This window comes from Methylomonas rosea (assembly GCF_024505055.1).
In the GTDB taxonomy this organism is placed as follows: Bacteria; Pseudomonadota; Gammaproteobacteria; order Methylococcales; family Methylomonadaceae; genus Methylomonas; species Methylomonas rosea.
Genome location: NZ_JANIBL010000042.1, coordinates 1 through 26,711, shown reverse-complemented (window position 1 = coordinate 26,711; position 26,711 = coordinate 1). Strand labels below are relative to the sequence as shown.

The following is a 26,711-nucleotide window of genomic DNA, read 5'->3' as shown; positions in this document are numbered from 1 at the left end:
GAGTCATTGCGACGGACGCTAAATCGTGTGCCGGAGGTCATGGTTAAAGTAACTGGCGGCGGGCGCGATCCTGAAACTGCCGAGGCCCATATCGACTACATTGATCGTAAAGGCGAGTTAGAGGTGCTAACGGATGAGGGTGAATATCTAAAGGGTAAGGACGTTTCCGAGTTTCTGGTTCGCGACTGGAAGCTCGATACCATCATCAATAAACGCAACCGTGAAGCACCCGAGGCCGGCGAGAAGGATAAGCGGGCGAAACTGGTTCATAACATTGTGCTATCGATGCCTCAAGGAACACCGCCACAATCCGTTTTAGCGGCTGCACAGCATTTTGCTCGTGAGAACTTCGCGTTTACTCATCGTTACGCCATGGTTTTGCACGACCCGGCCACCGATCCCAAGCACGACAAGACCGAATCCGGTAAAAACCCGCACGTTCACTTAGTCGTTAAAGCGGTAAGCGAAACCGGTGAGCGGCTTTACATCCGCAAGGACACCCTGCAAAACTGGCGTGAGCAATTTGCCCAGGCGTTGCGGGATCACGGTGTTGAAGCTAATGCTACGCCGGCAGCTATTAGGGGGCGCGGAAAAAGCAGCGCCAAGACATCGATGCACCAACACCAAGAGCGTATAGAAAAATGGCAGAATGGACCAAAGGATGAACATGGCAAGCCCCCTGTCGCTTCGACGTTTCTTCAAGGCCGCGTAGAAGATGTGCTTAATGAGGTTGTGAATGGTGTTGTCCCCGATTCACCCGGTAAGGAAAGGCTAAAGGCGACTCGTCAAGCCGTGGTAGAGGATTGGATCGCGACCGAGCATGAGTTGCGCAAAGCGGGTTTTGAAAAAGAGGCCGATGAAGTCGTGGACTTTATTAAGACGCTTCCGCCGGTAAAGTCCGATTACGATGCATTGAAAGAAACCATGCTGGCCGATAAGGACCGGTTACGGGCGACGCTGGATCGTGTTGCTATCGCGGCTCCAGTCGAGAACTCGCCTTCTTCCGGTAAGGGTGATGATCATGCGCCGGTTCGCTAGGTCTGTGACACCTAAACGTTACCCGGTGCCGGCAGGGTCACGGGTTTTTGTAGAAGGTTCTTTATTACCTTCCATATCCTTGCTGTGCTCTTGCCGTTCGCCAAGCCAGCATACCCAGGTTTGAGCGAAATCCTCGATCTTATTGAGCACAATATCTTCCTGTCGTTCTATACCGGATAGTATTAAGCGTTCACGCGTCAATTCAACTAACTGAACATCCCGCAACGCCGGTATTAGTTCGCTGCTATTTTCCGGCGACCGCAGCCGAGCGATTCTGGTGTGCCGATTTAATAGGTTATCTCGTTCCTCGTGAACTGTGAGCCAACCGGCTAAAGCTTTTTTAAACGCGAAAAGATGTTTTGGGAGTGGCCTACCTCGTTCGCGTAGGCAATGTATTTGGACCAACATTCATCAATGTACTATAAGCAACGTCGGCTTGAATATAATCAGTTCTATTTATTTCGCCAAAAGACCTTTCAATAATTTGTAGGCCATTGTAGAGCTTGCCCAATGTATTCGGTTTCGTTGCCAATAATCATAGGCTTGATCTTCGCCGCCGGAGGTTATAAACCCTGGATGTAATGATTTAGGTTCACTGTGCTTATTTTTGCCAAGCTCTTTCGCAATATTTGGGTATTTCTTAATGGCACCTGTCAGCGCATCAATGGCGTCATCCTTTTGATCGAGCTGTAGTAGCGCAATTATTCTGGAAAAAACAATATCCGGGCCTGTGTCAGAGCTGTATTGGGCGCTCAGATTTAACGCCGACTGCCATTCATTAAGGTCAAGATAGCACTGCATCAAAAGGTATCGACAACCTAAATTGTCGTTATGATTTACGGATACGAGCCTGGCAAAGATTTCAATGGCTGACGATGGGCCTTGATTTTTTAACAAGGATAAGCCTAACGCATGATAGGCCCGCATAAACGGTCTGTTGCCTAGCTCCCACCAATTCATGTGGCCCGTGTGCCACGAGAAATTCGATGGGATTGCTTCTAGTCCTATACGAACGGCTTCACGCGAACATAAATAAGACTCAAGTTCTAATCCATCTTCGGAGAAGATGAGAGACAAATGGTGTAATGCGTCGATGTAGTGGGGACATACAAGCAACAATTTGCGTAGCGTTTCTTCAGCTTCAACAAGATTCCCAACCTCATATAATTCAACCGCATCATCAAAACTGTCCTCTACTCCTTCTGGAAGGTTATGGCGAAAGACCCAGTTGTTTGGCGATTCTTCAATAAGCTTTACAACGGACATCAATAACCTCTCTCTTTGGTATGAACATTTACTCGGTTTTCCGCGATGTTACTTGATTTCCATCTTTTGTGTCTCTTCGGCGCTGCATGCGTTTTCGACAGGCAGGCACCGCGTACTGGGCGCGACCGCCTATTTCTCGACCGCAGCCACAACCACAAATCCGAACTTCACTGGGCGGCTTGGCATCTAGGATCGCGCGGGCCAGGGCTTGGGCCATGTAGATAGGTACGCCGTTACCCACTGCTCGATAGCGGGCCGACAGTGTTAAATTGTCGAGGTCAATTCCGTCGCTTAGGCCTTGTAAACGACAAAACTGGTTCCAGTCTCGTTTATTAGTCCGCCGGCCTTCCGAGGCTATACAACAGGGTTCCCATTCCATCGATTTTGGTAGGCGAGGAATAGAGATTACATGCCCTTGACTATGACCATATTGAAAATGTCTGTGCCGGTTCTGTTTAGAACCGAGTTCTCGCGAGTTAATATCTAGGCGCTGGTGTGAGTACCCCGGTATTTTTACATCCGGTACGCCAGGTACGTTTTCCATGAGCCACCACAACGGTTTAGCCTCTTCAACTAGGCGAATATATTCCCCAATCATTTCCAGACCGTAGCCGGTTGGCGGCGATCCTCGACGTGCTTTGCTAAAGTCAGGGCATGGAGGCCCGCCAATTACACCATCGAATCGGCCAGCCGGAACATGGAACGAACGTATGTCACCGCCGAACAGCGGATCAGGGCCGCGCACGACTGGAAACCCTTCGGCCTCGAATCCACGGCCCAGCAGGTCGATGCCTGGAAACAGTGATAGCGTGAGGTGTGACATCGGGCGGTTGGTTGGCGATCGATCAGTCACGGCGGGCTGAACTAGGTTGATTGCGGCCGACATAGTCATTTCCTTCTATGAGTTCAGGTTATTTTCCCATCTTTACTGTGACTTGGCCAGGTCGTGCAAACTCCGGATGGTCACATTTAGGTTTGTGAGATCCTGCCTAGTCATTTATGTCTAGGGTGTTTGAATGTCTGATTGGCGGTACCGCATAGTTATTCATAACTGTGGTGGACGGGTCGTTCCGGTGGCTGCGATGTGATATCGCATAGTTCGATTTGACTATGCCAGTCACAATAGACTCGTTTAGCGATCAGTGATGCCGCCGCCCGCTTTTGGATCGTTGAGCGGGCGGCGTAGTTCTTTACGTATTTAACTTAGCCAAACTCTTCTTGATCGAAAAATTCTTTATGGGAATATCCTTGCCATATATCCATCAACGGGAAGTTAGGATCATCGGCGCGAGTATATTCAACACCATCCAGCCAGATACAAAGCGGTGGAAAGAAAAAATGGTCTGTGATTATTTTGACCGCCTCTAAAGGCGTTGTTGGTGTGGCTGACTGGTGCCTTAAAAAAATCAGGTCTGCCATACATTCGTGGGCCTCTTGAATATCGAACCCTTTTTCAAGTCCTACGGCCAACACGGATTCAAACAAGTCATCGTCTTCAATATAGTCTGAGTTGCCACCTTTCGAAAAGTCCCAATCGCTTTCTTTTCGGTCCATGATGAACCGAAACGGATACTGTTGTTTGGTTTGCAGTTGGTCCGTTGCGTGGTTTTGTTTATTGGCTTGGTGCCAGCTTTGATAGCCATGGCGCTGTGATATTTCTTCGAGCGCTTTTGAGTATTGAATGCCGCGCTCTTTTTTGAGTAGTTTGGCTTCCAGCTTGATTTGCTTTATAGAACGATTCGTACTTAACATAAATTACCCCTCATAGAGACACTATATCGCCCGCTAATATCGTCTTGAGTGCAATTCACGTTAAATTGAATGGGTAGTGCCGGTGGCTTCGCCTATGCGGGCGGCGTGTTTCTACCAAACACGCCAGAATTCTCGCTCATCCGATAGATGTTGTCAAATACTGACGTGGTGCTGGTGACATGGCATTACATCACTAACACTCGTCAGCAGCACCCTTGCTCTATATGGCGCAATTCGCTGAATCTACTCGATCAGATATTGCCTGCCAAGTGGGTTCAAATTCGGGCCAGTCAGATTCAACAACGGCGCATTGTAGAGATTGCTTACCATTTAGCAGCCTATACTCGTTCAGTTTCCGTTGAATACCGTCCAATTGTTGTTTTTCCTCGAATGACAGGCATTCGGTTATGTCATGTATTTTTAATACGATATAGCGCTCTTCTCTCATCATGTTATTCACCGCTTAATTAATGACATTATGGCCTCGATTTCTCAGGCATGTGTTGTACGCCAATTTATAACGATTGTTGGCTTCCAGGCCTTGTTTGGCTGCGCCACCTAGTACGCCAACGGCTGCGCCGATAGCCGCACCCGTTCCGGCATTGCCGAATACGGCACCGCCGGCAGCGCCGCCGCCACCGCCAATCAATCCGCCTACGGCGGCTCCGGTCGCTGTTTCTTTTAGTATGCCGCCAGAGGCTTGCGTGGCGAGTTGCTCACACTCGTTCATGTCTTGATTGAGTCGGTACGCGTTGGGATCGTTAAAGGTATCGACCGCTGGCCTGTAACCGCTCACGGAGGCACAGCCGGTTACGGCTAGTAGTGCGGATACGATTAAGCGGTGTTTGATTTTGCATTGTCTCATGACGTGTTCCTTTTCATGGGTGGGTTAAATTGGCCGGCTTTAGCCGCCCTGCTCTGTTGCCTTGGTTCGTGTTTTCGCGGGCGCGAAAATGCACGGTGTTTAGGTTTGTTGCTCAACGATGGCTTGTAATAGTGCGGCCAGGTCGTAAGTGCCTGCCGTCTTTAAATTGGCGGCGACCGTTCTTGACCGGGTTTCGTTTTTGGGTAGAAAGATGGCCCGGCTATTCTCGTGGGGCGGCGGTAATTTTCGCCATAAATACGTTGCGCTAAACGCTTTCATGGCCTGATGAAATTGGTTTTGCTCTTCGGCGCTGTCGTCTATCACCAATATATCGAAGCGTTCGCGTAGGGCCTCAACACTGCTGGGATTGATCGAATAGATTTTGAGTTTGCCGTTTAAGTAGACTTTACGGTTCAGCTTGTCGGCGATGTACCGTGCTGCGGCAAAGTGGTGTGAGCCGCCGTCGTTCATTAGAAATGTACGGCCATCCCAGCGATAACGGCAAAAGTGGTCGGTTGTGGTGTCGGCATGTAGTTCATTGCCGATTCTGATTTCCGAGTGCGCGAGGTTGCGCAATAGGTTTTCTTCCGTGATTTCTTCGATCCAGTTAGGGGTTCTGGCTTGTGCAAACTGATCAAGGTCGGTGAATTGTTGCAAGTCCGATTTTGAGCTTGAAAAGCCTACGACATCTTGGATTTCGCATTGCCAAGCTGGCACTATCTCGCATTGACCGAAGTCGTCGAACTCGGGCATGGCGAGTTCGAAGCTGCTGTAATGGCCTTGGCTGAATCGCCAGCCGTACATGATGTTATGTTTGGCGAACATCGTTGGGCGAAAGCGCCTGTCTCCCCATTCATGCCACCGTACCATGCTGCCCGCGTGGATCGACTGTGGCGTAGGTTCAATTACGGGGAGGAAATTCGAATAGCTCTCGATGGCGTGGTGTAGCGTGACCGGACTGTACCCTAAGTCTTCCTGGATCAGATGAACGCCCGATTGTAACCACTTGGCAATTTTCGTTATGGGCATAATTAGTTCACCCAGAATGCATAGATATAGTTTGGATAGGTTTGGCTACCGGTGCTGCCGTTGTATCGTGCTAACGCGCGACTTACGTTTCCGCCTTCCTTATCTAAGTAGCTCCTTAAAATGGCGCAGCCTAACCGCAGGTTTGTTCGCACGTTAAACAGGTCTGATGAGTGTTCACCTACGATGTCCGCCCAAAACGGCATAACCTGCATATAACCCCTAGCGCCGGCGGATGAAATGGCATATTTTCGAAAATTGCTTTCGCCCCGGATGACGGACAACACTAAGTCAGGTTCTAAGCCTGCCCGCTTGGCTTCATAGTGGATGGTTTGTAATAGTTCACGGCGCAAACGCACGTTGTGTAGCCGTTCGGATAATCCCTTGTTGCCGGTCATTTGTTTGACCAGCGCCCTGTCCATTTGGTCTACCCATTGTTGTTCGTTGCTGGTTAGTGTTGCGGATTGGCGCACGGTATCCGCTACGGTGGCATCGATTGATGCTACTTGTAAGCGGATAACTGCCTCTTGATTGGGTGCGGCGTAGGCGCTGTGCGCTACCAGCATGGCGATGGCTAGGTGTCGTCGTTTCATCCTGGCTTCTCCTTAATTGGGTACTATCTTGATTTCTTGTTTGATGGTGGTGGTATCTGGCCGTTGGCATTGGTTTTGATGATCGATCAGAAGGGTTTCGCTCACAATCTGATACATCCCGCCGGCGGATTTTTCAATCACCACCCGATACTGGTTATCCCAGTAACAGCGGCGCATGGCGTACCGATGGGCCGTTATTTCTAGGTTATTTTCACCAAGGCGTTTAATGGTTACATCGTGTAATTCAATCGGTTCAACGGACGGCTGGCCGTTGTACCAAGTTTCGCGCAAGAGTTGTTTCCATTTGTGGCCGCTTAGCTGCCGTTCACTCGTGGCCCTGTCCAGCGTTGTGACTGTGGCCGTTATATTGGCTGAGTCTCTGTATAACGTCAGCAGGTTGATATTGGCTTTATTGGTAAGCTCAAGGTATGTGGCTAAAAAGCGTTTAGCGCTCTCAACCGTTTGCTTGTCCATTTCAACCGCGTTAGCCGATTGAATTGATAGCAACAGCGCCCAGCGGGCCATTGTGACGCCTGGCTTCATCTGACTTGCGCCTGATCTTGTTTCGGCGGCTCTTTGACTATGACCGGCGGCTTACGGTCATTGAGTACGCTGTTGGCGTCGATAGTAGCTTGTTTACCCTGTTCCGATATTTCCGGTGGCGAGATTTTTTTGCCATTCTCCAATGCGCTGGCTATACCTTCCTTGATTAAATAGACCAGGGTTGCTTTTTCGTCTTCGGATTTAATGACGCCGCTTTGATGGGCTTGTTCTGCAATCTTCTCACCCAGTTTGGCGGCTGTAACCGCTGCCGCGACTTCCGGCATTTGCGCAATTACTTTCCGTTCAATTTCCTTGCCGGTGCGTAGCGCTTGGGCGTTTTCTTCCAACGCGCTTTGATAGTCCTCTCTTTCGATTCGCCAGGCGTTTTTTTGCACAGGCTTCTTCGTTTCAACTGTGTTGCCGGCTTCGTCGCGGGTTTGGGTGGGAATATTCACGCTTTGTTTGCCCACATTGGCTAACACTACGGTATCCCCGATCTGTGGCTGTGATTGCGATTCGGCGAATGCGCGCTTGAAGTCCGCCCCCCATTTGGTCACTTCTTTGCCGTTGACCTCCAGTTTCACATAGTACGATTTGCCTTTTTCCGGATCGTGTTTGTAATGGTCTGCGCCGTGAGCTAACAAGACGCCCGTGGTCATGTCGTCTCGTTGTACTGGCTTTTGTTGGGGTTCCGAGCTTTTGGCGTCACGCGCGGCCATAGCTTTTAACAGTTCGGCCTCTTCCAATTTCGAAGGCTTGTAGCCCACCACCTCAATTCCTTTCATCGTGGCTTCACGCCAGACTTGTTGCTTGAAATTGTCTGTTCCGGATACGGTGATGGCTTGCCAGCTCCTGGCCTCTGCGATGGCGACCGCGTCACGGATTACGGTAACGTTCTCCGTTTCTAGTTTTATTTTTTTGCCACCATCCTCAAACGCGAGCGTTTTATCTTGGAAGTAGTATTGATTTTTGAGCCGTAGGTATCGTGCTGCCACGCGTTCAGGTACTTCCTGGTTGCCGGTTGGGTTGGGTGATTGCGTGGATTGCTGGTCGCTGGCCTGTTCTGGTGGGGTTTGCTGGGATGGTGCGGCGGTTTTATCTTGCGTCCGATCATAGAAGGCAATGATGTTTTCTTGCGCTTGTTGACCTTTAGCTGCCGGCTTGCGGTCCGGTTGTGCGGGTTGATGTTCCAGGTAGGCGGGTGTTGCAATGCCTTCCAGTGCATTTTTTTGCCAAAGTTTTTGCGCCTTCTCAGGGTTTATATGGGCAAACCGTTCCAGATCGTCGGCCAGGCGGTCGTCCAGTTTTTGAGGCTGCGGTTCGTCTTTGCCTTCGGCGGCTTGCTTGTTGAGTGTTTGCAGTCGTTTTCGTATCGATTTTTCCATAGCGCCGTAGAAGCCGGCTTGAAACTCTTTGTCCTCCGGGAACACATCCGGTACGCTTTTGTAATGTCGCGGCTGGCCGTCCTCATAGGTGCCGTGGATTTCGGTGGATGCCATGATGCGGCCACGATTGTTTTCCGCATATGTGACGCTCGGTTTTTTTTCCGGGTCAGCGGTGAAGTAGGCTGCGCCGGCCTTTTCGGGGTCCGTGTATTCCTTAGATTTTTTACCTGCCATGACCGTAAAAATTGCGGCGGCTTGCGGTTGTTGTTGGGCTGTTTCGGACGGATTGGGTTGATTGGCCATGTGGCGCTCCTAGTTATCAATGACTAAGTTAAGGTAACGTTGTGCAGCCGCCTTGATGTCCTCGGCGGTCATTGGTTGGTCGGTCGGCGGTAGTATGTATTCGGGGTCAATATCAAAATCGTTTAACGATAGGCTGTCGAAATTTTCGAGTTCTTCTATCGTGACAGGTCTATAACGGGGTTCGTCGTCTGCCTCGATTTCGGCGTAGATTTCCTCCATTGCACGGATAACCGGTTCGATACGTTTGACAGTCGGTGCTTTGAGTAGCCGTTTTTTGAACTGCCGGTCTTTGTAGTAAATGATTTTTTGGGCCAGGATTGGGCGGATACCTTCGAAAATAATGATTTCCTTGTCTTCGCCGATTTCCTTCACTTCTTGCGGCATGAGTAACATGCGGCGTTGGTCGCTTTCCGTTGTGCTATTGCCTTTCGTTCCCCACATAGGGCGTGAACGGCTTTTGCCCTTCACCGTGGTTGAGCCAAGATCGTTGGAAATTTCTTGTGCGTCCATGAAATCCTTGGGGGCAAACATAATGCGCCCGGCCAACGTTTTGACGATGGTATCCGCCCCGTCCCTGCCATACACGGACCGTAGTTGTGATGGCGTTTGTATGACGAGCAAGGTCCGCACGTTGTAGCCCGGTAGAAAACCACTGGATATTTCAATGACCGGTATCCGGCCTAGCGCTGTACATTCATCGAGCAGCAATAACAGTTGATGTTTCAATGCCGGGTTGTGCTCAGGTAATTCGCGGGTTTGCAGGCCTATCGCCTGCTGAAAAAACAGGCTTAGTACGGGCCTTATCCTGTCGAGGTCGTCGGGTTTGACGCCGACGTAGATGGATGTGGGCCTTTTGCGCAAGTCGCGCAGATCGAAGTCATTGCCCGATGTAGCGGCGTCCAGTAAAGGGTTTAGCCAGAGTGCCAGTTTTGAGGTTAGCTCTTTACGGATGCCGCCCGCTGTTTGCGGCGGCAAATCGATAACTTCATAGATCGATGATACACATTGCCACGAGAGCGGATTGCTGCCGCCTCTTCGTCTTGCGAGTATCCCCTTCCAATGTTCCACAAACCCTTCGCCGGTCGTTCCGCCCGACATTCCTTGGCGCAACACCTCGCCTATGGTGCGCAAGCTATTTGGGGTTTCGAACAGATACAGCGCTATGCCTAAAAACAAGGTCCGGGCGCTTAACACCCAAAATGAGTCCTTGTTCGCTTCGACTGAATAAAGCATTTCGGCAATGCGTTGCACGTCGTTAATCCGAATGCCGGGATCGTCGGACACGTAAAAAAACGGGTTCCAGCGGGCGGTTTGGCCGGTTTCGGAAAGCGGGTCGAAAAGGTGAACAGCCTGGCCGTATTTTTGCCGAAAACCGGCAGTCACTTCCCAATTTTCCTTTTTGACATCTACCACAATCACGGAGCCGGCAAAATTGAGCAGGTTTGGAATGACCACGCCAACACCTTTGCCCGATCTTGGCGGTGCGGCCAGGATGGCACCTTGTTGGCCGGGAATGGATAGGTATCGTTCGCCAATTTTGCCGATGATGATGCCGTCACAGTCTAACAAGCCGCGTTGCATGATTTCCCGGACGGTCGCGAATCGCGCATCGCCATGCAGTAACCGGCGACGGGGAATGAATGGAATAGCCACCACACCGCCTATCACGGCAAAGCCGGCTACCGCGCTGCCGACCAGGCTTCGGCGAATGTCTGGTTTGTGGCTGTAGTAGTGGCCGTATTGCAGCCAAGTCAACGGCGTGGTCTGTGCCGGATTCTGGTGATTGACCACCAGAAAGAAATAGCCGGACAAATACAGTCCGGCTACGATGGCAATGAGCAATCCGGCGACTATTTTGGCAATCTGTCTCATAGGTTACAGGCCGTGTGCGCGTTTTTTCTCGGGCTTGAACCACGCTTCGGATATACGCCGTTGGTGGTTGAATTGCAGAACAATGTCTACGGTCTGGTAGATCAACGATTTTATTTCGTCGGATTGTAAAGATTGGCCGGCTGGGCTTTGCCTGAGCAGCAACATCAATTGCGACAAGGCCAGTTGTGCGGTGTGGCCGTGTACGCTGGTGATGGAACCGGGGTGTGATGCCACTGCCCGCAAATATTCAAACGCTTCATCGCTGCGTAATTCGGCTAGAAACAATCGGTCTGGCTTCATCCGTAAACAGGCTTCCAGTAGTGTTTTTGGGGTGACGTTGGCTTGTCCTTGTCCACCTTTCGAATACAACAGGCGGACATGGTCAGGTTGATTGAGAATCACCAGCTCCTTGGCGTCCTCAATCGTGATGATGCGTTCGTGTTCAGGTATTTCGAGGATCAGAGATTTGTTGACAGTGGTTTTTCCGGAGCCGGTCACGCCTGATAACAAGATGTTTTTTTTCGCGAGGATGGCAAGCCGAACAAATTCTTTATATTGGCGTTTCTCCTTGAGTTCGAGTAATTCCCGCTCTACCGCGTCGAGTTCATCGCTGGCGTCCTGGCATTCGCTGAATAGCCCGCGTTCGTCAAGTTCATCCAGGGTCCACACGGTTTTCGAGGGTCGGCGAATGGTAATCGATACGTGTTCAGCGGCGGGCGGCAACACGAACTGTATCCGCTCACCTGTCGGCAGGTCTGCCGATAACAGCGGGGTGCTTTCGTCAGCGCCTTGTGAGGTCTTGTTCGCAACCAGGTTTGCCATGTTACGACACCAACCCGGCGAGGCGAATGGTAATTTTTCACAGGTTTTGCCGCTATAACGTTGAACATACGCCTCAAACGGTTTGTTGATACAAACCTCTGTTACATCGTCGTCGTCCAGTACAAACCGCAACGGGACTAAATACAGATGCAAGGAACTCAGGTATTCAACGTTATCGCGTTTATGGACCATATCCATGTTATTCGCCTTTTATGTTGGAGTTGATTTTCTATTTTTCGCGGGCGCGAAAAATGTTTGGCTAGGCTATCGCTTACAGGTATTCGAATTCGATCCGGTTCACTTCGTCATGCGCACCGCAGTTGTAGCGGCGCTGTAGCATGGCGGTAAAGTCTTTCGGTTCGTAGTCAGGGAATCCCTCGCGAATGCAATCCGCTTTGTCTATGGCGGATAAGGGTTCGCGGCGAATCGATACAATGCGAATCTGCCCTCCTATCTTTCGGGCTTTTTCGCCTTTCTTAAGTCCCATGGCTTTTTCGACGGGCTGAACAACGTCGCCCGGATTCAAAAACCACCAACCAAAGCGGCGAGTGACTGTTTTTGTTTGGTTGGCCACCTGTTGGGTGGTCATTGCAAAGCTCATATTCCGGGGCATAAACGTTTTCCTAACGTTTATTGAGGGAGGCTGTATTTCGCCGCCGCTTCGTCGTAGATGTATTGGTATTTGTCCTCCAGTGAGTAAACAGGGCGGAAATCCACGTCGCGGGCAAATAGAATTTGTACGCGTTCGCCTTGTGGGATGTTGATGGTGGGTGGAATGTTGACGGTGTTTCGCAATACCTCGGTCATGACGCTGTTAGGCTGCTGGGTGTTGTAGTTCAGGGTTGTGCCACCACTATTGCCTGCGCCGCTGGCATAGTTTGTGCCGGCTTGTATTGCGCCGTTAATGACCGAAATCAATATTGCCGCACCGAACCTATCCCAAAAATGGTTATCGACTTCACCGGCAATGCCCGATCTACCCAGTGAATCGGTGGCCGGCGAGTCGAGTTGGGCAATGACACCGTGTTCGGTGCGGGCTTCTGTCCATATCACGAAGAGGCGGCTTTGGCCTTGCTGGACGTTTGCGCGGGTTTCGCCATTAATGGCGGTGCCACGTTTCAGTAGCGGCACTTTGCCGTCCGCCCCGAATATGTCATAAGCCAGTACACAGGTAACGAGTCCGGGGAGTTGTGAGTCGATGGCGGTTTCCAGGGTGCAATCGCCTTTCCGGCCCTTTGGGATCAGGTAGGTCATGGATGGCAGCATTTGGGCACGGGCGGTCGCCATGGTGGTGGGCTTTAGCGCATCGCCGAGTGCCGTTGTGTTTCCTCCAGTGCTGCCCGTTAAAGCCGTATTCTGGCCGGCTACGCGGCCATTGGATTGTCCGCTTGGGCTTACGCCGTTATGTAAGCCGGTTTTGACGTATACCGGGGTGTTGAGGCGACGTTCAACCGCTAATTCTTCCGGGGTTTTGGGTTTGGGCTGACTGTTGTTGCCGACGGCGTTGTCGGCTATTTCGGGCGGTGGGCCAAACATGTTGCCGGCGTTGAAGGCTTCCGGCGGCGGTGTGGTTGGGGTTGGTGATTGGTTTGGAAATGGCACCGCCCCCAGCTTCGGCAGACTGCCGTTGTTTTGTAACAATTGTTCTTGTTGTTTGCGCTTGGCCTCATCCAACTGTTTTTGTTTGCCCGTGAGGTTGCTGTAATACCACGTGAGAAATCCGCCTCCCAGCAAGATGATGACGCCGATGGCGAAAATGTTGTTGAGCTTGGATTGCAGCGATTGGCCTTTCGTGACGCTGGGCATTTTGCGCTCACCCACGACATTATCGGCTTGTTCCAGTTCGTCATTGTAGGGGTCTTTCGCATTATTCATGACCAGCAGCCTCGTTTTCGGTAGGTTGTGTTTTCAGTATGACTTCGTCTTTTACGGTGCCGGAGGTGAGGCGCTTGCCGCCGCCGGTGAATTGCCGGTTTTCGATACAGCCGACCAGTTCACCCCGCCGCAGAATAAAACGGTGGGCGATGCGGTGTACTACGACCTCTTCGTTGTCCGGGTCTACGTGGAAATTGATCAATGATTCCGATTCGTCGGCGTTTTCGGCGAAGATTGCAGGGTATTCGGCGTGGGCGCTAAATTTGATATGGGTTTGTATGCCGTCGTCATAGGCCTCAATCGGTTTCATGGACGGATTGCCGCAATACCAATAGTCGCGGTTAATTTTGTCTGCCGCTGCGTGGAGTTTATCGCGCAGATTGTTGCGGGTTGCGCGGTCTGCTCGTTGTTTGGCTTCCTCATCCGGATAGCGGAAGGCTATCGAGTAAATCATGCTGTTACGGTTTTTCGGCGGGTCTTTGCGGACTTCGTAATCGAAGTGGTATACCCGCAGATTGGTTTTAACGTCTATGTTGGTTCTCACTAGCTCCGCTTTGGGTTTGATCCAAGTGTCGTTGCCGTCGGCGGTAATATCCAGACCACCGGTATCCCCTGCTCCAACGCCAATAAATTGCTCGTCTGGCGACAGGCGTAAATGTGTTTGATAGCCGACATAGCCGATCAATCGGATGACATCGTCTTTGTCGTACACGACTTCGCGAACTCTCGGGTCGGTAATGCCCGGTACGGGGCGAATTTCGCCGACACAGACCGTTCCCCATAGCAACAGCGACACGGCGGTTAGTTTGGAAACTATTCTCATTGTGGGCCTCCATTCAAAATTTGCGGTTGGTCGGCAATGACTTCCGGTTCTTTGTGGTAGCTGGTGATGCGTAGGCCCATTGGGTTCAGGCTGCGCTCTTTGTCGTTTTTCGACGGTTCGCCGTAGGCGTATTTGATGGTGGATAACCAATGTGTTACCAATGGTGCGCCGTTGCCGCCCTTGCGCGTTTCAGTGGTGAAACGCACTTGCGCGGTATCCCGTGCGCCGCTGTCCGGTTCGAGGAAGGTAATGCCTTTGACGTGAACGGTGACGGTTGTGCCGTCCTTGTATTTCACCAGAGGCGAATCGGGGTTGGTTTCCTGCCAGGCCAGCGCCCATTCGTCATTGGTTTTGGCGTTGTGAAACGCTCCGACCATTTCGTAATCGGTTTCAGCGATGGCGTAGAAGTAGCGTTCACGGGCGATTTGGTAGTGGGTAAGCAGGTGGCGGGTGGTGAGGTCCGATAGCTCAGCTTCGCCGTTGTACATCGGCACCACGTCTACAATCCCGGTTGAGCTATCGACGCGGACAACATACGGTTCCGTTGTTTTTAACGGGGTTAGTCCTTTGATGGCCCAGGCCATGCTTCCTATCCCGAAGATCAGGCCCACAATGACCACTTTTTGAAATTTAATTTGTTTTAGGGCGTCTCGGAGTTTGTCGGCTTCCCAGGTTCGGGCTTCCTCCAGGTATTTATCCAGTTGTGGGTCGCGTTTCATGGTTGCACCGCCTTATCGGTGTTGATGGGGGTGAATTCATCGGTGCAGCGGGGTAGCGGCTTGGTTGAGGCACAGGCGGTTACGAGGGTGAGTAGAAATAGAGCAAAAATAAGGCGTATTGGGGGTTTGTGGTTCATGACGGCACTGAGGGTTAGTTGTTAGGGTGATATGATGCTATAGGCTGTGACAGCCTATGTCAAGTGGTTAATTAGTGCCTCTATTTGTCGTTTTGTCCTGTGTTGATGACAGTTTTTGAGTTGCGCGTTTTAACGCAACAATTGCCCACATAGGGCATGGCGTCGCGGTTGTGGCGTCCGCGCGGGCTAACCACGCCCTAACGGCTCTAACATTCACTGTTTTGCATAATTCACGACTGATTAGAGCGGCGGCTTTCGCTTGTGTGATGTTGTACGTGGAGAGGATTTGACGAAATTGTTGCTGGTTTTTTTCTCGTTCATCAGTCTGTTCCATCCGGGGGTTTCCATGATGTTTATTGAAAACAGGTGCGGCGACCTCATGGCCGCACCGTACAATTCAGGCCGATTGCAGGAGTGCGTGGTGGAGCTGTTCGTTCAGCGCATTTAGCAATATTTCGGCATCGTTCACGGCATCCACCGGATCGCGTACCAAGGCGGCACGCAATGTGTTTTTTAACCAGTCTGACGCGGCAGGATCGTTCAGTATTTTGTTATGTAACGGCATCATGGGGCGCTCTTGCCGTGTTCGTGGATAGTATCGAAATGGACAGGTCTACATAGCCTGATTTCGCCGTCAGCGGGGACTTTGAAATGCTGGCGTAACAGGACGCCGATCGCATCGGCATAAACGTTTTTAAAACCGAATTTAACCCCTAACGCCATCATTACGCCGGCGATTAGTGCCGTCAAAAGGGCAAGCATGAAGAACATTTCGTGCAAAGATTTAGCGGCGGCTGTTAAGCTGGCCGCGTCGGCGGTCTGGAGTAGTTGAATCGTTCCGACCCAAGTATCCGGCGAGTAGCCCAGGCTAAACACCATCATCCAAAACACCCCCAAGGGAATGGCGACCGCTAATTTGATGATGACCGTTTGGAGTACGTAAACTATGTTTACGATTTGAGCCATGCTGTTTTTCGGATCGATATAGACGCGTTGCTGCATCGAGGCGTATTGGGCATCCGTCACGGTTCCCATTCGGATGTTGTTGATATACACATCCCATTCGGTTGTTTTTTCCGAGGTGATGCGCTTGTCGAGGGTTAGATATTGGTATTTGATAAGGTGCGCGGCGGCTAGGCTTGCGCCGGTGGTCAATGCCCAGCAGATCAGCCATTGCCAATAGCTGTAATCAAACCAGACCCCCCATATCACGGTAAATATTGCGCCAAATAGGATATACAGCGCCCAGGGTTTGTTTTTTAAATTCATTGGTCACTCCATGGTTATTTTTCGCGGGCGCGAAAAATCACATCGTTAGAAAACATTGCTGCGTTGGATTTTGCCGCCCGTTGGCGCTGACCGTTGGCTTCTAGCGCCTAACCGGTTGCCCAGGTTGCGAGTGAGTGATTGGTAACGGCTGGGTTTTTCGCCAGCCCGGCCATCGGCGACGCCGCGACCGAATTGGTACAAAGATCGGCCTGCGCCGCCGCCTGCGCCTTTTAACAACCGGCTCAATGCGTTGAATGTGCCGAGTGCCACACCGCTGCCTAAGCTGGCGGCAATTGTCGGCACTTGACGCATGAATAATAAAATGAAAAAACTGGCGAGGCACAACTGCGCGGCTTCGGCAATGGTGATCGCCATCCCTTTGGCGGCTGCGTCGGCAGCGTAAGCTTGCAACATGTTCAGCAATATTTTTGCGGCTACGGCGGCAATGACAATAATCAATGCGTAATTTGACAATTGAGCCATCCAACTCTCAAAAAAACGCTTCGTGGTTTCGAACATTAATCCCAATATGAATAGCGGGCCGATGGCTAACAAAAAACCGACTGCGACCAGCGACAAACAATACAAATACGCCATCCAAACGCAGATGAAACCGACGAACAAATACACGGCAATGCCTGCTAAATAAAAATCTATGGCGGTCGCTCCGCCTTGTCTAGTTAATGATTCAGCAACGCCAGCCCCTTGTTGCCACACCGTATCGACAATATTAAGAGCGGCATTGCCGCCTAAAATGGCGTCGCTCAAAGACGCTGGAGTGGTGATGAAAAAATCGACCAACACGGTGTTGTATTCCCATAAACTCAGGGCAACGCCTAATATTGCCGCCAACCGAATGATTCGAATGGTGCCATCCATGATTGGCTCTTCAATCGAACCGCGTAGATGCAAATAGCCCCACAGCATGACGTACATGGTGGCAAACGTGACGGCAGCGGGTTGCAGGCTATTGGCAATATTGGCGGTTACGGTCGAAATCGTAGCCAACACGTTAGTTTGCAAATAGTTCCAAAATGTTAGGAAAAATCCCATGGCGATTCCTTGTTTAGTGATTTAGCGGAATGGTGGGGGCTTGCGTAACGCCATAATGAGGTTGTTTTAAATCCCGAATATGTCCGACATGGTCCCGTGTTGGTTGTTTATGTTCCGTCAGTTCCGTTTTAACAATAATAGTGATGGGCTGGTTGGGGTCTTGATTCGCCGCGACCTGCACGGGAATGGTGGCGGTTGGTTGCGCCTCGATGGCCGCACTTGGTGCGTTCACCTCCGCATTGTCTGGCTGGGTTTGTGTAGTGAGGTAGTATGTCCCGCCAGCCGTGGCGGCTGCTGTTAAGGTAATCGCGGTCAATAGCGTTAAGTTTGAGTTCATGATGCTCTCCTTTAGGGGTTGTTCGTAACAGAATAATTCGGTTGGACCAAATCGCTTGTGCGACCTACTTGTTGAATGGCTAATTCACGCATCTGCTGTTGATTTACCAATTCCTGATTTTGCAGATAGGCGTACATTTGTTGCATCTTGGTTTGATCGTTTTGCAGCATGACTTGTTCGCCAGCTATCCGCGCTTGCAGTTCGGCGACGCCTTTAGGATCGTTGGTGTTATTGACCTGGTTCATTAGTTGCTGGATGTAGCCAAACCGCTGGCTGGCTGCGTCCATGCTTTGTGAGGCGGTGGCTTGGATGGCAGCGTTGTTTTTGCGGCGTTCGGTGAATAATTTGAGCTGATTTGCATTCATGTTGAGCGCTTGAATGGCGCCAGGCGAGAGAATGGCATTTTGATTGGTGAAGCCCTGAATCATGCCGCTCATTTGGTTGTACGTTTGGTTCGCCCCGTTGATGGTGTCGAGCATGCCGTTCGTGCTATCCGGCAGGTAATTGCGGGCGGCATTGGTGAGGGTTTGCACAGCCCCGAATCCCCGATTGCCCGTCATGCTGTTATAGGTTGACGTGACCATTTGATAGGTCTGTTGTAGCTGTTGCAGTTGTTCCGTCAATTTGGTTATCTGTTCTATTTCATCTGAATGGTTTGCCGCCCAGCCGGCAATGGTTTCGGCCATATGCATGGGATCGTTCACAATGTCGACGGCGGATGCTGTATTGCCATATAGCACTAGGGCTAATGCGGCGGCGAATAGGGTTTTGTTGGGGCTGGTCGCGGCTTTCATTTTGACTCCAAGGGTTGTGGATGGGCGGTTTGGGTTCTATCAACTTTTTCGGTCATGCGGCGGAATTGATTGCGTTGGAAAAGCGGGAGCCAGGCGGCTGGGTCGTCGCCGACTTCGGCGATGAGTTCTCGGACAATTTCGACGTTATGCGCCCGGCCCGATATGACATCGAGTTCGAAGTCGAAACCTTTTAAGTCCAGTTCGCACACGACACTGCTGTTGCCCTGTTTGATCAGGAATTGACGACTGCCAGGTTCCAGTTCTTGTTTGATCAACAAGTATTCACGTTCGCTCAGTCCGAGAATGTCGATATATTCCTCGGGCTGGGCGGTGTCGTTGGGGAAGAAGATTTTCGTAGCGGTTTGTTCGACCAGATCGCGGGCGATTGGGCTAGCCAGGCTGTCGCCGACGCTTTGGGTCGCGAAGGCGAAAGCGGCATTTTTTTTACGGGCTGTTTTTAAACCGTCCCTTGAAAACTCCTGAAAGGCGGGGTCGTCGAGCAGTTTCCAAAACTCATCCATCCAGCAGATCAATCGACGACCGTCCATGAGTGTTTTGATGAGGTGAAACACATACATGGTTATCGGTGTGCAGGTGGTTTTGTTGTCGATGAAGTCGGTGACATCAAAGCCGATCAGCGGGTTTTTGTTCATGAGTTCAAGCGTTACGTCGGTTTCGTTGTCGAATACCCAAGCGTATTCGCCACCGGTCTGTTCACACCATTTGCTCAGCCGGGCAAATATCCCGGCGGCGGCGGCGGTGCCGCTTTTTGAGAGAAATTCTATTAGCCGTGATAGGCGGCGATACTTGCGTTCGATTTCCGGCACTAATAGGCCGTTAATCGCGTCGGTAATTTCTTTGATTTCTTGAACGGTGAGAGGTTGGTTGGGGTGGTAGGCGAGTTGTTGTACCCATTGGTTCATGAACTCGATGTTGTCGGGTGTCGGTTCTAGTTGTAGTGGATTGAAACCCGTTGGTTGTTTGTTTTGAATAGGCAGGTAGCAGCCACCTTGTGCGCGGATCAGGATTTCGAGGCCGTGGTCTTTGTCGGCAACGATTTGGGTGGCGTTGAGTTTTTGGTTCATGCAGATCAAAAACCCGATGAGCACGGTTTTACCGGAGCCGACTTGTCCGTAGATCGAGGTATGGCCCACGTCTTTTTTGCCGCCGCTGGCGTCCTTCGGATCGCTGGCGTGGAGCGAAAAATAATAGTTACTTTTGGCGTTGCTGATGAGTACGGCCATGGCATCGCCCCAGTGGTTGCCGGTGGCTCGGCCTACGGGATAGTTGTGGTAAGGGGCCATGGCGGCGAGGTTGCGGCTGGTGATGGGCGATAGTCGGGTTCTATGGGCAAAATTGCCGGGGAGTTGCGCCCAAAATGCGGCTTCGATGGCGAGGTCTTCGCGGGCGACGGTCATGCCGGTATCGCCAAGTACGGTTTTTGCCCAGGCGATATTGCGGTTAAGTTCGCGGAGACGGGCGGGGCTTTCCGCTTCCTTGACGCCTTCGAACGGTTCGCCTTGTATGAGCAGTGTGAAATGGTGATCGCCCATCACAATCTCATTGCCTGAGATTTGATCGATGGCGGTTTCGAGGTCTTCGGTTTGGGTGCGGGCCAGGTCGCCAATATTGGTCATCCGGTTGTATTGGTTGACCAGTAGCGACTGTGCGGAGGGTTTGGTTAAAAAGGTGTAACTTTGGGTCATGACGAAACTGAACGGCGCTTTGAGTAGGCCGTTAAACATGCCGACGACGGTAGGCGTCGGATATTCTTTGATACCCAGAACGGCGGCTACGCGGGTTTCGGTGGCGGTGCGGTATTCGATGGCTTCCGCGCCGAACGATAGCCGGGAGGTTGCCAGGACTTCGCTGAGGGGGGACCGCGGTAAGGCGATGCGTTGCCATTCGCCGTTAATCAGCAGGCCAAAGTATTCCAGCAGGGTCGAATAGTAATGTTCACCTTTTTGGTATACGCCTAGCGGCTCCGGATCGTAGCGATTGAGTGCGGCCATTACATGCTGTTGCAGTTTGGTCATTTCCTCTAACGCCTCTTCCTGCTCCTGATGAATGGCGTCTTTATTGATTCGGTTCAGGATGCTCATGGCGGTTTGCCCGACTTGGCCGGGTTGAGGCCTGTATACAACCGCCAGGTAAATGTCGTTGATCATCAGGGTTTCCCGTGCAATGCGTTGCCGGTATTTTTCGTTCAGATCGTGGGCAAATCCGGGTTTGAATTCTCCGTTCGGGTATGCGTTTTCCCGATGGCGGACGACGGTTTGCCACAGGGATATGTTGGGTTTTGCGAGGTTGCGGTAAAAGACGTTTAGGCGTTCGTGAAAGTTGTTGAGCTGATCGTCGTCGGCATTTTCGAAACCGATGCCGGCCAGCTTGAAGGCCATAACGTAGCCGTTTTGGGTTTTGACGACGTGTTCGTTGACGTGGATGGTGTAGGGAATGTGTAGCGCGGTGGCCTCTTCCCTCATTAGTGCTTTGTAATTTCTTAAATCTGGTAAGGCCGACATGTTGGGTTCCCTGTGCAGTTAAGGTGTGGTGAGGTGGGGGGGTAGTTTGCGCCGCCCTTTGGTATTTGGCAGGTTGTGGCGGTTTGGGGTGTAGCTGCTGGCCTTCCACTGCCGAATATTGCCTTTCAGCCAATTCAAGCCTTTGGTTCTGGCCCACATGGTTAGCAAATGGAAAAAGCGGCATTCGTGCATGAGCAACAGGGCTAATAGGCCGTGTATTGGAATATAGGCCAGAAGCCACAGCAGGTTTCGGGTCATTAAAAACAGTTCGGCCACCGCCATTACCCCTAATACCATGCCTCCGGTAGTGACACCGAAGCGCATGGGGGGGCGGGTGGCCGCAACAAACAAGGGGTCGGCTTGCAGCCCGTTGTTGCGGCTCATTACCTACACTCCAAACAGGCCACGTACCCAGGTCACAATTTGTTGTGCGCCAAATACGAGGACAATACCGAGCATACTAGCAACCGCAACGGTCCAGCTTATGCGACCGAACCAGGCTAATGCGCCTAACACCATAACGGCAATAACGGCGACTGGCGTCAAAATGGCTAGTATGTCGGCGTTGAGTGCGCCGGCCCCGGTGGTGAATGGGCCTGCGGCGTAGGCGATGTGCTCAACAGTCAGGCAAAGCACAACAATCAGAAGTTGTTGAATCAGTTTTCGATGGGTTTGTTTCATCCGGTCTATCTCCGCGATATTGGGGTTAGTTGTTGCTGTTTTGATTATTGAAACATTGTGTTGCATAACCTCCGTGTCCTTTAGATGCTGTTGCATTTTCGCGGGCGCGAAAAATTTAGCGGTAGTCGCCCGGTCCGTTAATTCTGATTTTGTCGGGCAAATCTGTTACCCAACATATAGCCCTCACACGAGCAGAAAGCCAAAATGTTTGCGGTGGTTAAGGTGCTCATTTTGCGGCAGCGTTTTGTCTGTTGTATAAATCCCACCAGGGGCCGGTCGCTGTGGCGGCTTGCGCGGGATTGGTTTGGGCGGGTTTGCCGGCGGGTTGTCTGCCCTGCTCTACCGGTTTGACCACAACCGTTTTCACAGCTCGGGTTTTGCCTTGGGCGACGTCGATTTCCTGTTGCAGTTGGGCAATGTTGCCGCCAACCTCTTCCAGTCTGGTCTCGGTTTTGTCGAGTTCGGTTTTGTTGTTGGCAGCAAGTTGAACGGCGCGGGTTTGTTGAAGGTTGGCGGCAATCTGTTTTTGTTCCGTCAACTCAGCTTGCAATATGGTGAGTTTTTCGGAATCGCGGGCAGATTGTTGACTGCTGTCAACGGTGGTGGCCGGTGTTTGGGCCTGAGTCGGCGTAGCTACGGCAATGGTGAGTACTATAGTTGCAGCGCGAAAATGAGTGTACATATAACATCGTCCATTGTGTGAGGTTTACCCGGTTTTTTTCGGGAAAACTGTGTAATTGGTTTTGATGTTATAGGGCGTGACAGCCTATGTCAAGCGCTTTATTGATTTGTGTGGCGTTGGGTCTGGTTTTATTGGAGTAAGCGACTCGGTGGCCCGTTTTAGGGCAACAATTGCCCACATCGGGCATGGTGTTGCTGTTGCGGCCTCCGCGCGGGCTAACCACGCCCTAACGGCTCTAACATTTACCGTTTTAAATGTTTCGTTTGAAATCAATTCCGCCGCATGTTTTTGGGTAATGCCGTATTTCTCCAGAATCGCGCGAAATTCTTTCTGGTTTTTTTCTCGTTCTTGTTCAGGGTTCATCATTGATTTATCAGCCGGTCGTCGCATAGCGACCACAAAATATTTTCTTCAAGTATGGCCTATGTTAAATGATGTGGTGGGCTTAGCATAGTCAGCGGCGTCTATGCTGGCCGCAATAGTAGGCCTTGCATATCGCCTATTGTTGGTGGCGTGGCGTTTCTAGGCAACGATTTTCGCGGGCGCGAAAATGTTGAGGTGGCGTTCAAATGTTTGATTTATCCACATCGGTTCGCGAGGGGGTACTTCAACAATCCTCCGAAAAAGCGAATCGTTGTGGGTAAATCGCTTCCTATGCAGCTTTTGGCGTTGTATTCATCATCAGCGGGCGAAGTCTATTGAACCATGTCATAACCCACTCATTTCCGGTTGCCGGTGCTTTGTCGGCGATACCTGTTCATTCGGTTAGCGCACACTTTAGTTTTCGCGGGCGCGAAAAATGCGCCTCAGCTTGTTTGAGGGTTATTCGCCGCCGGTTTCTGGCTGCTAATTGCTTGCATTAATTGCGCAACTTGGGTTCTCATGGCTTCCAGTTGGCCGGCTAATTTCGCGTTTTCTTCACGGGCTTGGCCTGTTTCCATTTTGGCGTTATCCCGCTCCCCTTCGAGTTTTACCACCTTTTCGGCGGAACGTTGAATTTCCGTTGCGGCTCTTTTACGCTCTTCTTTATGGGATTCCTCGGCGGTTTCAGCCTTGGTCTGCACTCTAGTCAATTCCGTTTTTAAGTTATCCCGTTCGTTCGCTGCCACTTGGGCGACCCTTTTTTGGTCTTCTAATAGTTGTCGCCATTGCTCTTGTTCTGCGCTATGTTGCTCGGTTGCGGCTTTTGCGCTTTTTTCAATAGCTTCCAGTCGTTCGCGCAAGGTGGCCAAATTGACGGCCTGGGCTTGATTTGCCGCCTGGGAATCGGCTAGTCGCTTTTCCAGTTCCCCCGCTCTGGCCCGCTCTTCGGCCAGCATGGCCTCCAGTTCATCAACGGCTTGTGATGCGTCGGCGAGTTCGCGTTCCGCTTGTGCCTGCTGTTCGCCGGCAGCTCTTAACACATCGGCTACCCGGCGTTCTTGCGCTTTAACGGTTTTGTCGTTGAGATCGACTGCCAAGGCATTAATTTTTTCAGTGAGTGATTTCGTGAGGCTTGTCAGTGTTTCTGCCACTTCTATGGGCAACTCTGCAACCGGCTCGGCATTGGTCACTGATTGACTGACGTTGTGTCGGTCCCATACATCTTTAAGGCGCTTGGGATCGCCGCCGCCGACAACTTTGCGTAGCGCGAATCCGGTTACGTTGCGATTGGCTTTTACCAGCGCCTGGCCTGCTTCAATAATTCGGTCATCTGCGATGTCGGCAGGACGACCGATCACGGTATCAATATTGTCGATCATGGCTATCTCCATGAATTGTGAGGGTGTGGATAGTGTATAGAAAATAAAGAAAGAAAGCAAGAAAACAAAAAAGAAACTAAGAAACTAAGTAATAATATAGCAGGGCGGACGGCTATTGAGTGACGAAAATAATGAAATAATTCGATTGCGTTTGAGGCTATTCAATAATTTTGTGTCGGGTGCCACAAAAAGTGAAAAGAGTGCCAAATTAGTGAAAAAACTCGTGACACAAATATTGAAAAAATCCGAGTGGATTGGGTTCTTAGAACCTAAATGAGAGGCATGTTTGCAACTGCACTGGCGTCATCGATTAGCCAGTTGCGCCCTACTTGATGTGTTTGGGTAACCGTAAGGATTCGTGCGAAAATGGGTAATAGCGTCTAGGCTATTTCCATTAGCCCTTCGTTACCGTAGGTGTTGTAGGCCGGAACCCCAGAAAATTTTGTCACGCTTAATAAATAAACCTATTTTGCGTATTCCAGCAACCAGTTCGGCTTCCACTCAGGCCATCGATTCCGATTCGAATCCAGCAGTAGCGAATGTCGGCTTTTGAGAGTGGTGAATTGTCGCAACCGACCCTTTGCTGCGTATCGCTTAATGCGATTCAATGACAGCGATTGGATCGTTACCAGTCATATCCGCGTATCATTGATGATATACAGAAGGGAAAATCATATGCTGATCAATAAATTATCTTGTCGCAAGTCATTTTTTGGTGGATATACAGAACTTTCTAATTACTAGTTAGAGCGCAAAGCAAGCTGTCCCTGCTTGGAGAACAAATGGACGTCGCAATGGACTTCGAGATAACGATGCGCCTTCTCTTCGGAGAGAAGGCGCATCACATCGCCGATCAACACGGCAGCACTAAGGGTCGTCGCGCGTGGTTGACTAAAGCAATTGAAATGCTCACGCGAGAGGTCGACACTCTGGACACCACGGTACGACATAAGCAAATGCTCATGTGCGAGTTGGAAGCAATTGCAGCTCTAGTCAAGCGCGAAAGCGAACCTTCGTGGGATATTGTGTACCGCTTCCTTCGCCTAGCTTCGCGCCTGCTGGGGTTCGACTATATTCGTGGCGCAAGATGCCATACGCCCACCTACTGGCAAACACCGGCGCAGAATCTGAACTCCGTTGTCTTTGAAGGCGGAGACATCATGCAGGACTACTACGACAAGAAGAACGCAATCGCTGTGCGTCGGTCTGTAGTTCAGGACTTAAAGTCGCAAGGGCTTAACGACTACAAGATTGCACTTGTACTCAACATCACCGAGTACCAAGTTAAGAAGCTTCGTGCCGCAACATCCACACATGAAGGCGACGATAGTGCGCTCTAACCCTGCGCTCAAGCGGGACTGCGTAAAAGCGCGCGGCCCTTAGCTCCACGCTAGGCGACAGATGGAACCAACCCCAGATCTCAAACGCCTCCGATATTGCGCGCGCCCAATGGTGTTTGAAACTGGCGTGCCAGAAACTCCGCTCTCGGTGGCAGGGACCGCATTTATCGTTGCTTTTCGAAATAATCTGTTAGTGCTTACCGCCAAACATGTTGTTGGTGAATGGCCAACGAACAAACTTAGATTGATCGTTTCGGAAGCTGGTGACTGCGTGACTTTCACGGATCGCTGGAACATCCGGGTTGAGGATGAAGAAGAGAACGGAGATCAGAACGATCTAGTTATCTTTCAGGCTGACATCGCGAATGTATCGGTGGCGGCACGGGAGGAAAACCACGTTATCAATCTGACCCCACCTGATAATTCGGACTGGTACGGAACTCGCAACAACGCGCTGTTCTTTCTCTTCGGATACCCCAAACTCGCAACGGGCGTGGACTATGAACTCTCGAAGGTCATCTCGAGCCAATACTTGCTTCACGGAGCCTACATCGGCGATAGCCTCTCGTTTGGTTGCTACAAGCTGGCCGTCCAAAATCCACTAAAGCTAACCTCCTTTGATGGGCTGAGCGGTTCACCTGTTTTTAGTCTCTTCACTGGTTCGGCCAATGCGGCACAGCCAACCTTCTGTGGCATTGCCATCCGCGGAACTGCTTCCTCAGGAAAAGTCCATATTCTGGGTTCACAAACAATCTTTGCCGCACTCGATGAAACCTTTGTCGCCTAACAAATTCATCAAGTCCGTTCACTTCGCTCACCCACCGTGCAAGTAGGTGGCTCACCACGGCCGCTTATGAATCGCGCTAAACCAGCAATTTCTGATATAAACCGGCCATTCAAAAACTCATCTCGATAGACAGCTATATGGCCGTTATGCAAAGCTTTGCATAACCACTGGTTTGTCAAAAAGGGTATCAAACATTAGGTATTGATGCGTCTATCTGTGGCTTCTATAGTGCCCTCTAACATAGGTTCCATCTCTGCGAAAATATCCATGTACGTTGACGGTTTTTGGCAGTTCGGTAATGGGACTAATGTCGCCATAACAAGACCCGTTTTCTGCGCAAAGCGGAGCATCGGACGGGTGTGGTGGTTGTGGTCTATGGCTAGGTGCCAAATAAGGCTGGTTTTGTATCTTAGTAACCGGAACGGTAGAGCTATACTTCGAAGGCGATGCATCGTATATTCCCGTGTTGGCACTTTTCCCGTACT

The 26,711-nt window shown here is 51.0% G+C and carries 29 protein-coding genes; 3 read left to right on the top strand and 26 right to left on the bottom strand.

The window, feature by feature from the left end:
- Positions 1 to 39: 39 nt before the first annotated feature.
- Positions 40 to 1,038 (top strand): relaxase/mobilization nuclease domain-containing protein, encoded by a 999-nt coding sequence (locus NP589_RS13795; RefSeq protein WP_205454568.1) that lies wholly within the window; start codon positions 40 to 42, stop codon positions 1,036 to 1,038.
- Positions 1,039 to 1,056: 18 nt separating this feature from the next.
- Here NP589_RS13795 and NP589_RS13790 read toward each other — a convergent pair whose 3' ends face one another.
- From NP589_RS13790 to NP589_RS13665, 26 genes are all read right to left on the bottom strand, one after another.
- Positions 1,057 to 1,188, bottom strand: a complete 132-nt coding sequence (locus NP589_RS13790) for a hypothetical protein (protein ID WP_256607519.1) — start codon at positions 1,186 to 1,188, stop codon at positions 1,057 to 1,059.
- Between the two features lie 306 nt (positions 1,189 to 1,494).
- Positions 1,495 to 2,304, bottom strand: a complete 810-nt coding sequence (locus NP589_RS13785) for a CDC27 family protein (RefSeq protein WP_256607518.1) — start codon at positions 2,302 to 2,304, stop codon at positions 1,495 to 1,497.
- A gap of 28 nt (positions 2,305 to 2,332) precedes the next feature.
- The gene (locus tag NP589_RS13780) at positions 2,333 to 3,190 is read right to left on the bottom strand and encodes a DNA cytosine methyltransferase (protein WP_256607517.1); all 858 of its coding nucleotides are present in this window, start codon (positions 3,188 to 3,190) and stop codon (positions 2,333 to 2,335) included.
- A gap of 317 nt (positions 3,191 to 3,507) precedes the next feature.
- Complete coding sequence (locus NP589_RS13775) at positions 3,508 to 4,056, bottom strand: hypothetical protein (RefSeq protein ID WP_256607516.1); 549 nt, start codon at positions 4,054 to 4,056, stop codon at positions 3,508 to 3,510.
- Positions 4,057 to 4,519: 463 nt separating this feature from the next.
- Positions 4,520 to 4,921: a glycine zipper family protein gene (locus NP589_RS13770; RefSeq protein ID WP_256607515.1), complete on the bottom strand. Its 402-nt coding sequence runs from the start codon at positions 4,919 to 4,921 to the stop codon at positions 4,520 to 4,522.
- Between the two features lie 99 nt (positions 4,922 to 5,020).
- Positions 5,021 to 5,950 carry a DUF6685 family protein gene (locus NP589_RS13765; protein WP_256607514.1) on the bottom strand — a complete coding sequence of 310 codons (930 nt, stop codon included), beginning with the start codon at positions 5,948 to 5,950 and terminating at the stop codon, positions 5,021 to 5,023.
- Between the two features lie 2 nt (positions 5,951 to 5,952).
- A complete protein-coding gene (locus NP589_RS13760; RefSeq protein WP_256607513.1) occupies positions 5,953 to 6,540 on the bottom strand; it encodes a lytic transglycosylase domain-containing protein in 588 nt (195 codons plus the stop codon).
- A gap of 12 nt (positions 6,541 to 6,552) precedes the next feature.
- Positions 6,553 to 7,083, bottom strand: a complete 531-nt coding sequence (locus NP589_RS13755; RefSeq protein ID WP_256607512.1) for a hypothetical protein — start codon at positions 7,081 to 7,083, stop codon at positions 6,553 to 6,555.
- The gene (locus NP589_RS13750; RefSeq protein ID WP_256607511.1) at positions 7,080 to 8,771 is read right to left on the bottom strand and encodes an LPD7 domain-containing protein; all 1,692 of its coding nucleotides are present in this window, start codon (positions 8,769 to 8,771) and stop codon (positions 7,080 to 7,082) included. Before NP589_RS13750 ends, NP589_RS13755 begins: the two co-directional genes overlap by 4 nt.
- A gap of 9 nt (positions 8,772 to 8,780) precedes the next feature.
- Entirely contained in the window at positions 8,781 to 10,643 is a 1,863-nt protein-coding gene (locus NP589_RS13745) for a type IV secretory system conjugative DNA transfer family protein (protein ID WP_256607510.1), read from the bottom strand.
- A 3-nt stretch (positions 10,644 to 10,646) separates the two neighbouring features.
- Positions 10,647 to 11,663 carry a P-type DNA transfer ATPase VirB11 gene (gene virB11, locus NP589_RS13740; RefSeq protein ID WP_256607509.1) on the bottom strand — a complete coding sequence of 339 codons (1,017 nt, stop codon included), beginning with the start codon at positions 11,661 to 11,663 and terminating at the stop codon, positions 10,647 to 10,649.
- A 73-nt stretch (positions 11,664 to 11,736) separates the two neighbouring features.
- The gene (locus NP589_RS13735) at positions 11,737 to 12,054 is read right to left on the bottom strand and encodes an ASCH domain-containing protein (RefSeq protein ID WP_240348423.1); all 318 of its coding nucleotides are present in this window, start codon (positions 12,052 to 12,054) and stop codon (positions 11,737 to 11,739) included.
- A gap of 41 nt (positions 12,055 to 12,095) precedes the next feature.
- Positions 12,096 to 13,340 (bottom strand): type IV secretion system protein VirB10, encoded by a 1,245-nt coding sequence (gene virB10 / locus NP589_RS13730; protein ID WP_256607508.1) that lies wholly within the window; start codon positions 13,338 to 13,340, stop codon positions 12,096 to 12,098.
- Positions 13,333 to 14,163: a TrbG/VirB9 family P-type conjugative transfer protein gene (locus NP589_RS13725; protein ID WP_256607507.1), complete on the bottom strand. Its 831-nt coding sequence runs from the start codon at positions 14,161 to 14,163 to the stop codon at positions 13,333 to 13,335. Before NP589_RS13725 ends, virB10 begins: the two co-directional genes overlap by 8 nt.
- Positions 14,160 to 14,882: a VirB8 family type IV secretion system protein gene (locus tag NP589_RS13720; RefSeq protein WP_256607506.1), complete on the bottom strand. Its 723-nt coding sequence runs from the start codon at positions 14,880 to 14,882 to the stop codon at positions 14,160 to 14,162. The genes NP589_RS13725 and NP589_RS13720 overlap by 4 nt, the downstream gene beginning before the upstream one ends.
- Positions 14,883 to 15,416: 534 nt before the next feature.
- The gene (locus NP589_RS13715; protein ID WP_256607505.1) at positions 15,417 to 15,587 is read right to left on the bottom strand and encodes a hypothetical protein; all 171 of its coding nucleotides are present in this window, start codon (positions 15,585 to 15,587) and stop codon (positions 15,417 to 15,419) included.
- Entirely contained in the window at positions 15,584 to 16,288 is a 705-nt protein-coding gene (locus NP589_RS13710; RefSeq protein WP_256607504.1) for a hypothetical protein, read from the bottom strand. Before NP589_RS13710 ends, NP589_RS13715 begins: the two co-directional genes overlap by 4 nt.
- A 45-nt stretch (positions 16,289 to 16,333) precedes the next feature.
- Positions 16,334 to 17,341: a TrbL/VirB6 family protein gene (locus NP589_RS13705; protein WP_205454550.1), complete on the bottom strand. Its 1,008-nt coding sequence runs from the start codon at positions 17,339 to 17,341 to the stop codon at positions 16,334 to 16,336.
- Between the two features lie 13 nt (positions 17,342 to 17,354).
- Positions 17,355 to 17,678 (bottom strand): hypothetical protein, encoded by a 324-nt coding sequence (locus NP589_RS13700; RefSeq protein WP_205454549.1) that lies wholly within the window; start codon positions 17,676 to 17,678, stop codon positions 17,355 to 17,357.
- 11 nt (positions 17,679 to 17,689) lie between these two features.
- Entirely contained in the window at positions 17,690 to 18,472 is a 783-nt protein-coding gene (locus NP589_RS13695; RefSeq protein ID WP_256607503.1) for a TrbJ/VirB5 family protein, read from the bottom strand.
- Complete coding sequence (locus NP589_RS13690) at positions 18,469 to 20,994, bottom strand: VirB4 family type IV secretion/conjugal transfer ATPase (RefSeq protein WP_256607502.1); 2,526 nt, start codon at positions 20,992 to 20,994, stop codon at positions 18,469 to 18,471. Before NP589_RS13690 ends, NP589_RS13695 begins: the two co-directional genes overlap by 4 nt.
- Positions 20,995 to 21,012: 18 nt before the next feature.
- Entirely contained in the window at positions 21,013 to 21,378 is a 366-nt protein-coding gene (locus NP589_RS13685; RefSeq protein WP_205454547.1) for a VirB3 family type IV secretion system protein, read from the bottom strand.
- Positions 21,379 to 21,381: 3 nt separating this feature from the next.
- Positions 21,382 to 21,741 carry a TrbC/VirB2 family protein gene (locus tag NP589_RS13680; protein WP_240348419.1) on the bottom strand — a complete coding sequence of 120 codons (360 nt, stop codon included), beginning with the start codon at positions 21,739 to 21,741 and terminating at the stop codon, positions 21,382 to 21,384.
- A 160-nt stretch (positions 21,742 to 21,901) separates the two neighbouring features.
- On the bottom strand, positions 21,902 to 22,357 hold the full coding sequence (locus tag NP589_RS13675) for a hypothetical protein (RefSeq protein ID WP_256607501.1): 456 nt from the start codon (positions 22,355 to 22,357) through the stop codon (positions 21,902 to 21,904).
- 84 nt (positions 22,358 to 22,441) lie between these two features.
- On the bottom strand, positions 22,442 to 22,720 hold the full coding sequence (locus NP589_RS13670; protein WP_256607500.1) for a hypothetical protein: 279 nt from the start codon (positions 22,718 to 22,720) through the stop codon (positions 22,442 to 22,444).
- 443 nt (positions 22,721 to 23,163) lie between these two features.
- Positions 23,164 to 24,099 carry a DNA-binding protein gene (locus NP589_RS13665; protein ID WP_256607499.1) on the bottom strand — a complete coding sequence of 312 codons (936 nt, stop codon included), beginning with the start codon at positions 24,097 to 24,099 and terminating at the stop codon, positions 23,164 to 23,166.
- 782 nt (positions 24,100 to 24,881) lie between these two features.
- On the opposite strand from NP589_RS13665, the gene NP589_RS13660 reads away from it, so the two are divergent.
- Positions 24,882 to 25,439, top strand: a complete 558-nt coding sequence (locus NP589_RS13660; protein WP_256607498.1) for a hypothetical protein — start codon at positions 24,882 to 24,884, stop codon at positions 25,437 to 25,439.
- 61 nt (positions 25,440 to 25,500) lie between these two features.
- The gene (locus tag NP589_RS13655; protein ID WP_256607497.1) at positions 25,501 to 26,226 is read left to right on the top strand and encodes a hypothetical protein; all 726 of its coding nucleotides are present in this window, start codon (positions 25,501 to 25,503) and stop codon (positions 26,224 to 26,226) included.
- Positions 26,227 to 26,711: the final 485 nt, after the last annotated feature.

What these genes read in the sequence shown, in the direction of transcription:
- NP589_RS13715 (WP_256607505.1), bottom strand. Translation starts at nt 15,587, where the DNA reads ATGATGCCGTTACATAACAAAATACTGAACGATCCTGCCGCGTCAGAC.
- NP589_RS13705 (WP_205454550.1), bottom strand. Translation starts at nt 17,341, where the DNA reads ATGGGATTTTTCCTAACATTTTGGAACTATTTGCAAACTAACGTGTTG.
- NP589_RS13780 (WP_256607517.1), bottom strand. Translation starts at nt 3,190, where the DNA reads ATGTCGGCCGCAATCAACCTAGTTCAGCCCGCCGTGACTGATCGATCG.
- virB10 (WP_256607508.1), bottom strand. Translation starts at nt 13,340, where the DNA reads ATGAATAATGCGAAAGACCCCTACAATGACGAACTGGAACAAGCCGAT.
- NP589_RS13745 (WP_256607510.1), bottom strand. Translation starts at nt 10,643, where the DNA reads ATGAGACAGATTGCCAAAATAGTCGCCGGATTGCTCATTGCCATCGTA.
- NP589_RS13765 (WP_256607514.1), bottom strand. Translation starts at nt 5,950, where the DNA reads ATGCCCATAACGAAAATTGCCAAGTGGTTACAATCGGGCGTTCATCTG.
- virB11 (WP_256607509.1), bottom strand. Translation starts at nt 11,663, where the DNA reads ATGGATATGGTCCATAAACGCGATAACGTTGAATACCTGAGTTCCTTG.
- NP589_RS13660 (WP_256607498.1), top strand. Translation starts at nt 24,882, where the DNA reads ATGGACGTCGCAATGGACTTCGAGATAACGATGCGCCTTCTCTTCGGA.
- NP589_RS13775 (WP_256607516.1), bottom strand. Translation starts at nt 4,056, where the DNA reads ATGTTAAGTACGAATCGTTCTATAAAGCAAATCAAGCTGGAAGCCAAA.
- NP589_RS13735 (WP_240348423.1), bottom strand. Translation starts at nt 12,054, where the DNA reads ATGACCACCCAACAGGTGGCCAACCAAACAAAAACAGTCACTCGCCGC.
- NP589_RS13670 (WP_256607500.1), bottom strand. Translation starts at nt 22,720, where the DNA reads ATGAACCCTGAACAAGAACGAGAAAAAAACCAGAAAGAATTTCGCGCG.
- NP589_RS13655 (WP_256607497.1), top strand. Translation starts at nt 25,501, where the DNA reads ATGGAACCAACCCCAGATCTCAAACGCCTCCGATATTGCGCGCGCCCA.
- NP589_RS13665 (WP_256607499.1), bottom strand. Translation starts at nt 24,099, where the DNA reads ATGATCGACAATATTGATACCGTGATCGGTCGTCCTGCCGACATCGCA.
- NP589_RS13720 (WP_256607506.1), bottom strand. Translation starts at nt 14,882, where the DNA reads ATGAAACGCGACCCACAACTGGATAAATACCTGGAGGAAGCCCGAACC.
- NP589_RS13725 (WP_256607507.1), bottom strand. Translation starts at nt 14,163, where the DNA reads ATGAGAATAGTTTCCAAACTAACCGCCGTGTCGCTGTTGCTATGGGGA.
- NP589_RS13750 (WP_256607511.1), bottom strand. Translation starts at nt 8,771, where the DNA reads ATGGCCAATCAACCCAATCCGTCCGAAACAGCCCAACAACAACCGCAA.
- NP589_RS13760 (WP_256607513.1), bottom strand. Translation starts at nt 6,540, where the DNA reads ATGAAACGACGACACCTAGCCATCGCCATGCTGGTAGCGCACAGCGCC.
- NP589_RS13785 (WP_256607518.1), bottom strand. Translation starts at nt 2,304, where the DNA reads ATGTCCGTTGTAAAGCTTATTGAAGAATCGCCAAACAACTGGGTCTTT.
- NP589_RS13675 (WP_256607501.1), bottom strand. Translation starts at nt 22,357, where the DNA reads ATGTACACTCATTTTCGCGCTGCAACTATAGTACTCACCATTGCCGTA.
- NP589_RS13710 (WP_256607504.1), bottom strand. Translation starts at nt 16,288, where the DNA reads ATGAATTTAAAAAACAAACCCTGGGCGCTGTATATCCTATTTGGCGCA.
- NP589_RS13690 (WP_256607502.1), bottom strand. Translation starts at nt 20,994, where the DNA reads ATGTCGGCCTTACCAGATTTAAGAAATTACAAAGCACTAATGAGGGAA.
- NP589_RS13755 (WP_256607512.1), bottom strand. Translation starts at nt 7,083, where the DNA reads ATGAAGCCAGGCGTCACAATGGCCCGCTGGGCGCTGTTGCTATCAATT.
- NP589_RS13695 (WP_256607503.1), bottom strand. Translation starts at nt 18,472, where the DNA reads ATGAAAGCCGCGACCAGCCCCAACAAAACCCTATTCGCCGCCGCATTA.
- NP589_RS13685 (WP_205454547.1), bottom strand. Translation starts at nt 21,378, where the DNA reads ATGAGCCGCAACAACGGGCTGCAAGCCGACCCCTTGTTTGTTGCGGCC.
- NP589_RS13680 (WP_240348419.1), bottom strand. Translation starts at nt 21,741, where the DNA reads ATGCAACACAATGTTTCAATAATCAAAACAGCAACAACTAACCCCAAT.
- NP589_RS13700 (WP_205454549.1), bottom strand. Translation starts at nt 17,678, where the DNA reads ATGAACTCAAACTTAACGCTATTGACCGCGATTACCTTAACAGCAGCC.
- NP589_RS13770 (WP_256607515.1), bottom strand. Translation starts at nt 4,921, where the DNA reads ATGAGACAATGCAAAATCAAACACCGCTTAATCGTATCCGCACTACTA.
- NP589_RS13795 (WP_205454568.1), top strand. Translation starts at nt 40, where the DNA reads ATGGTTAAAGTAACTGGCGGCGGGCGCGATCCTGAAACTGCCGAGGCC.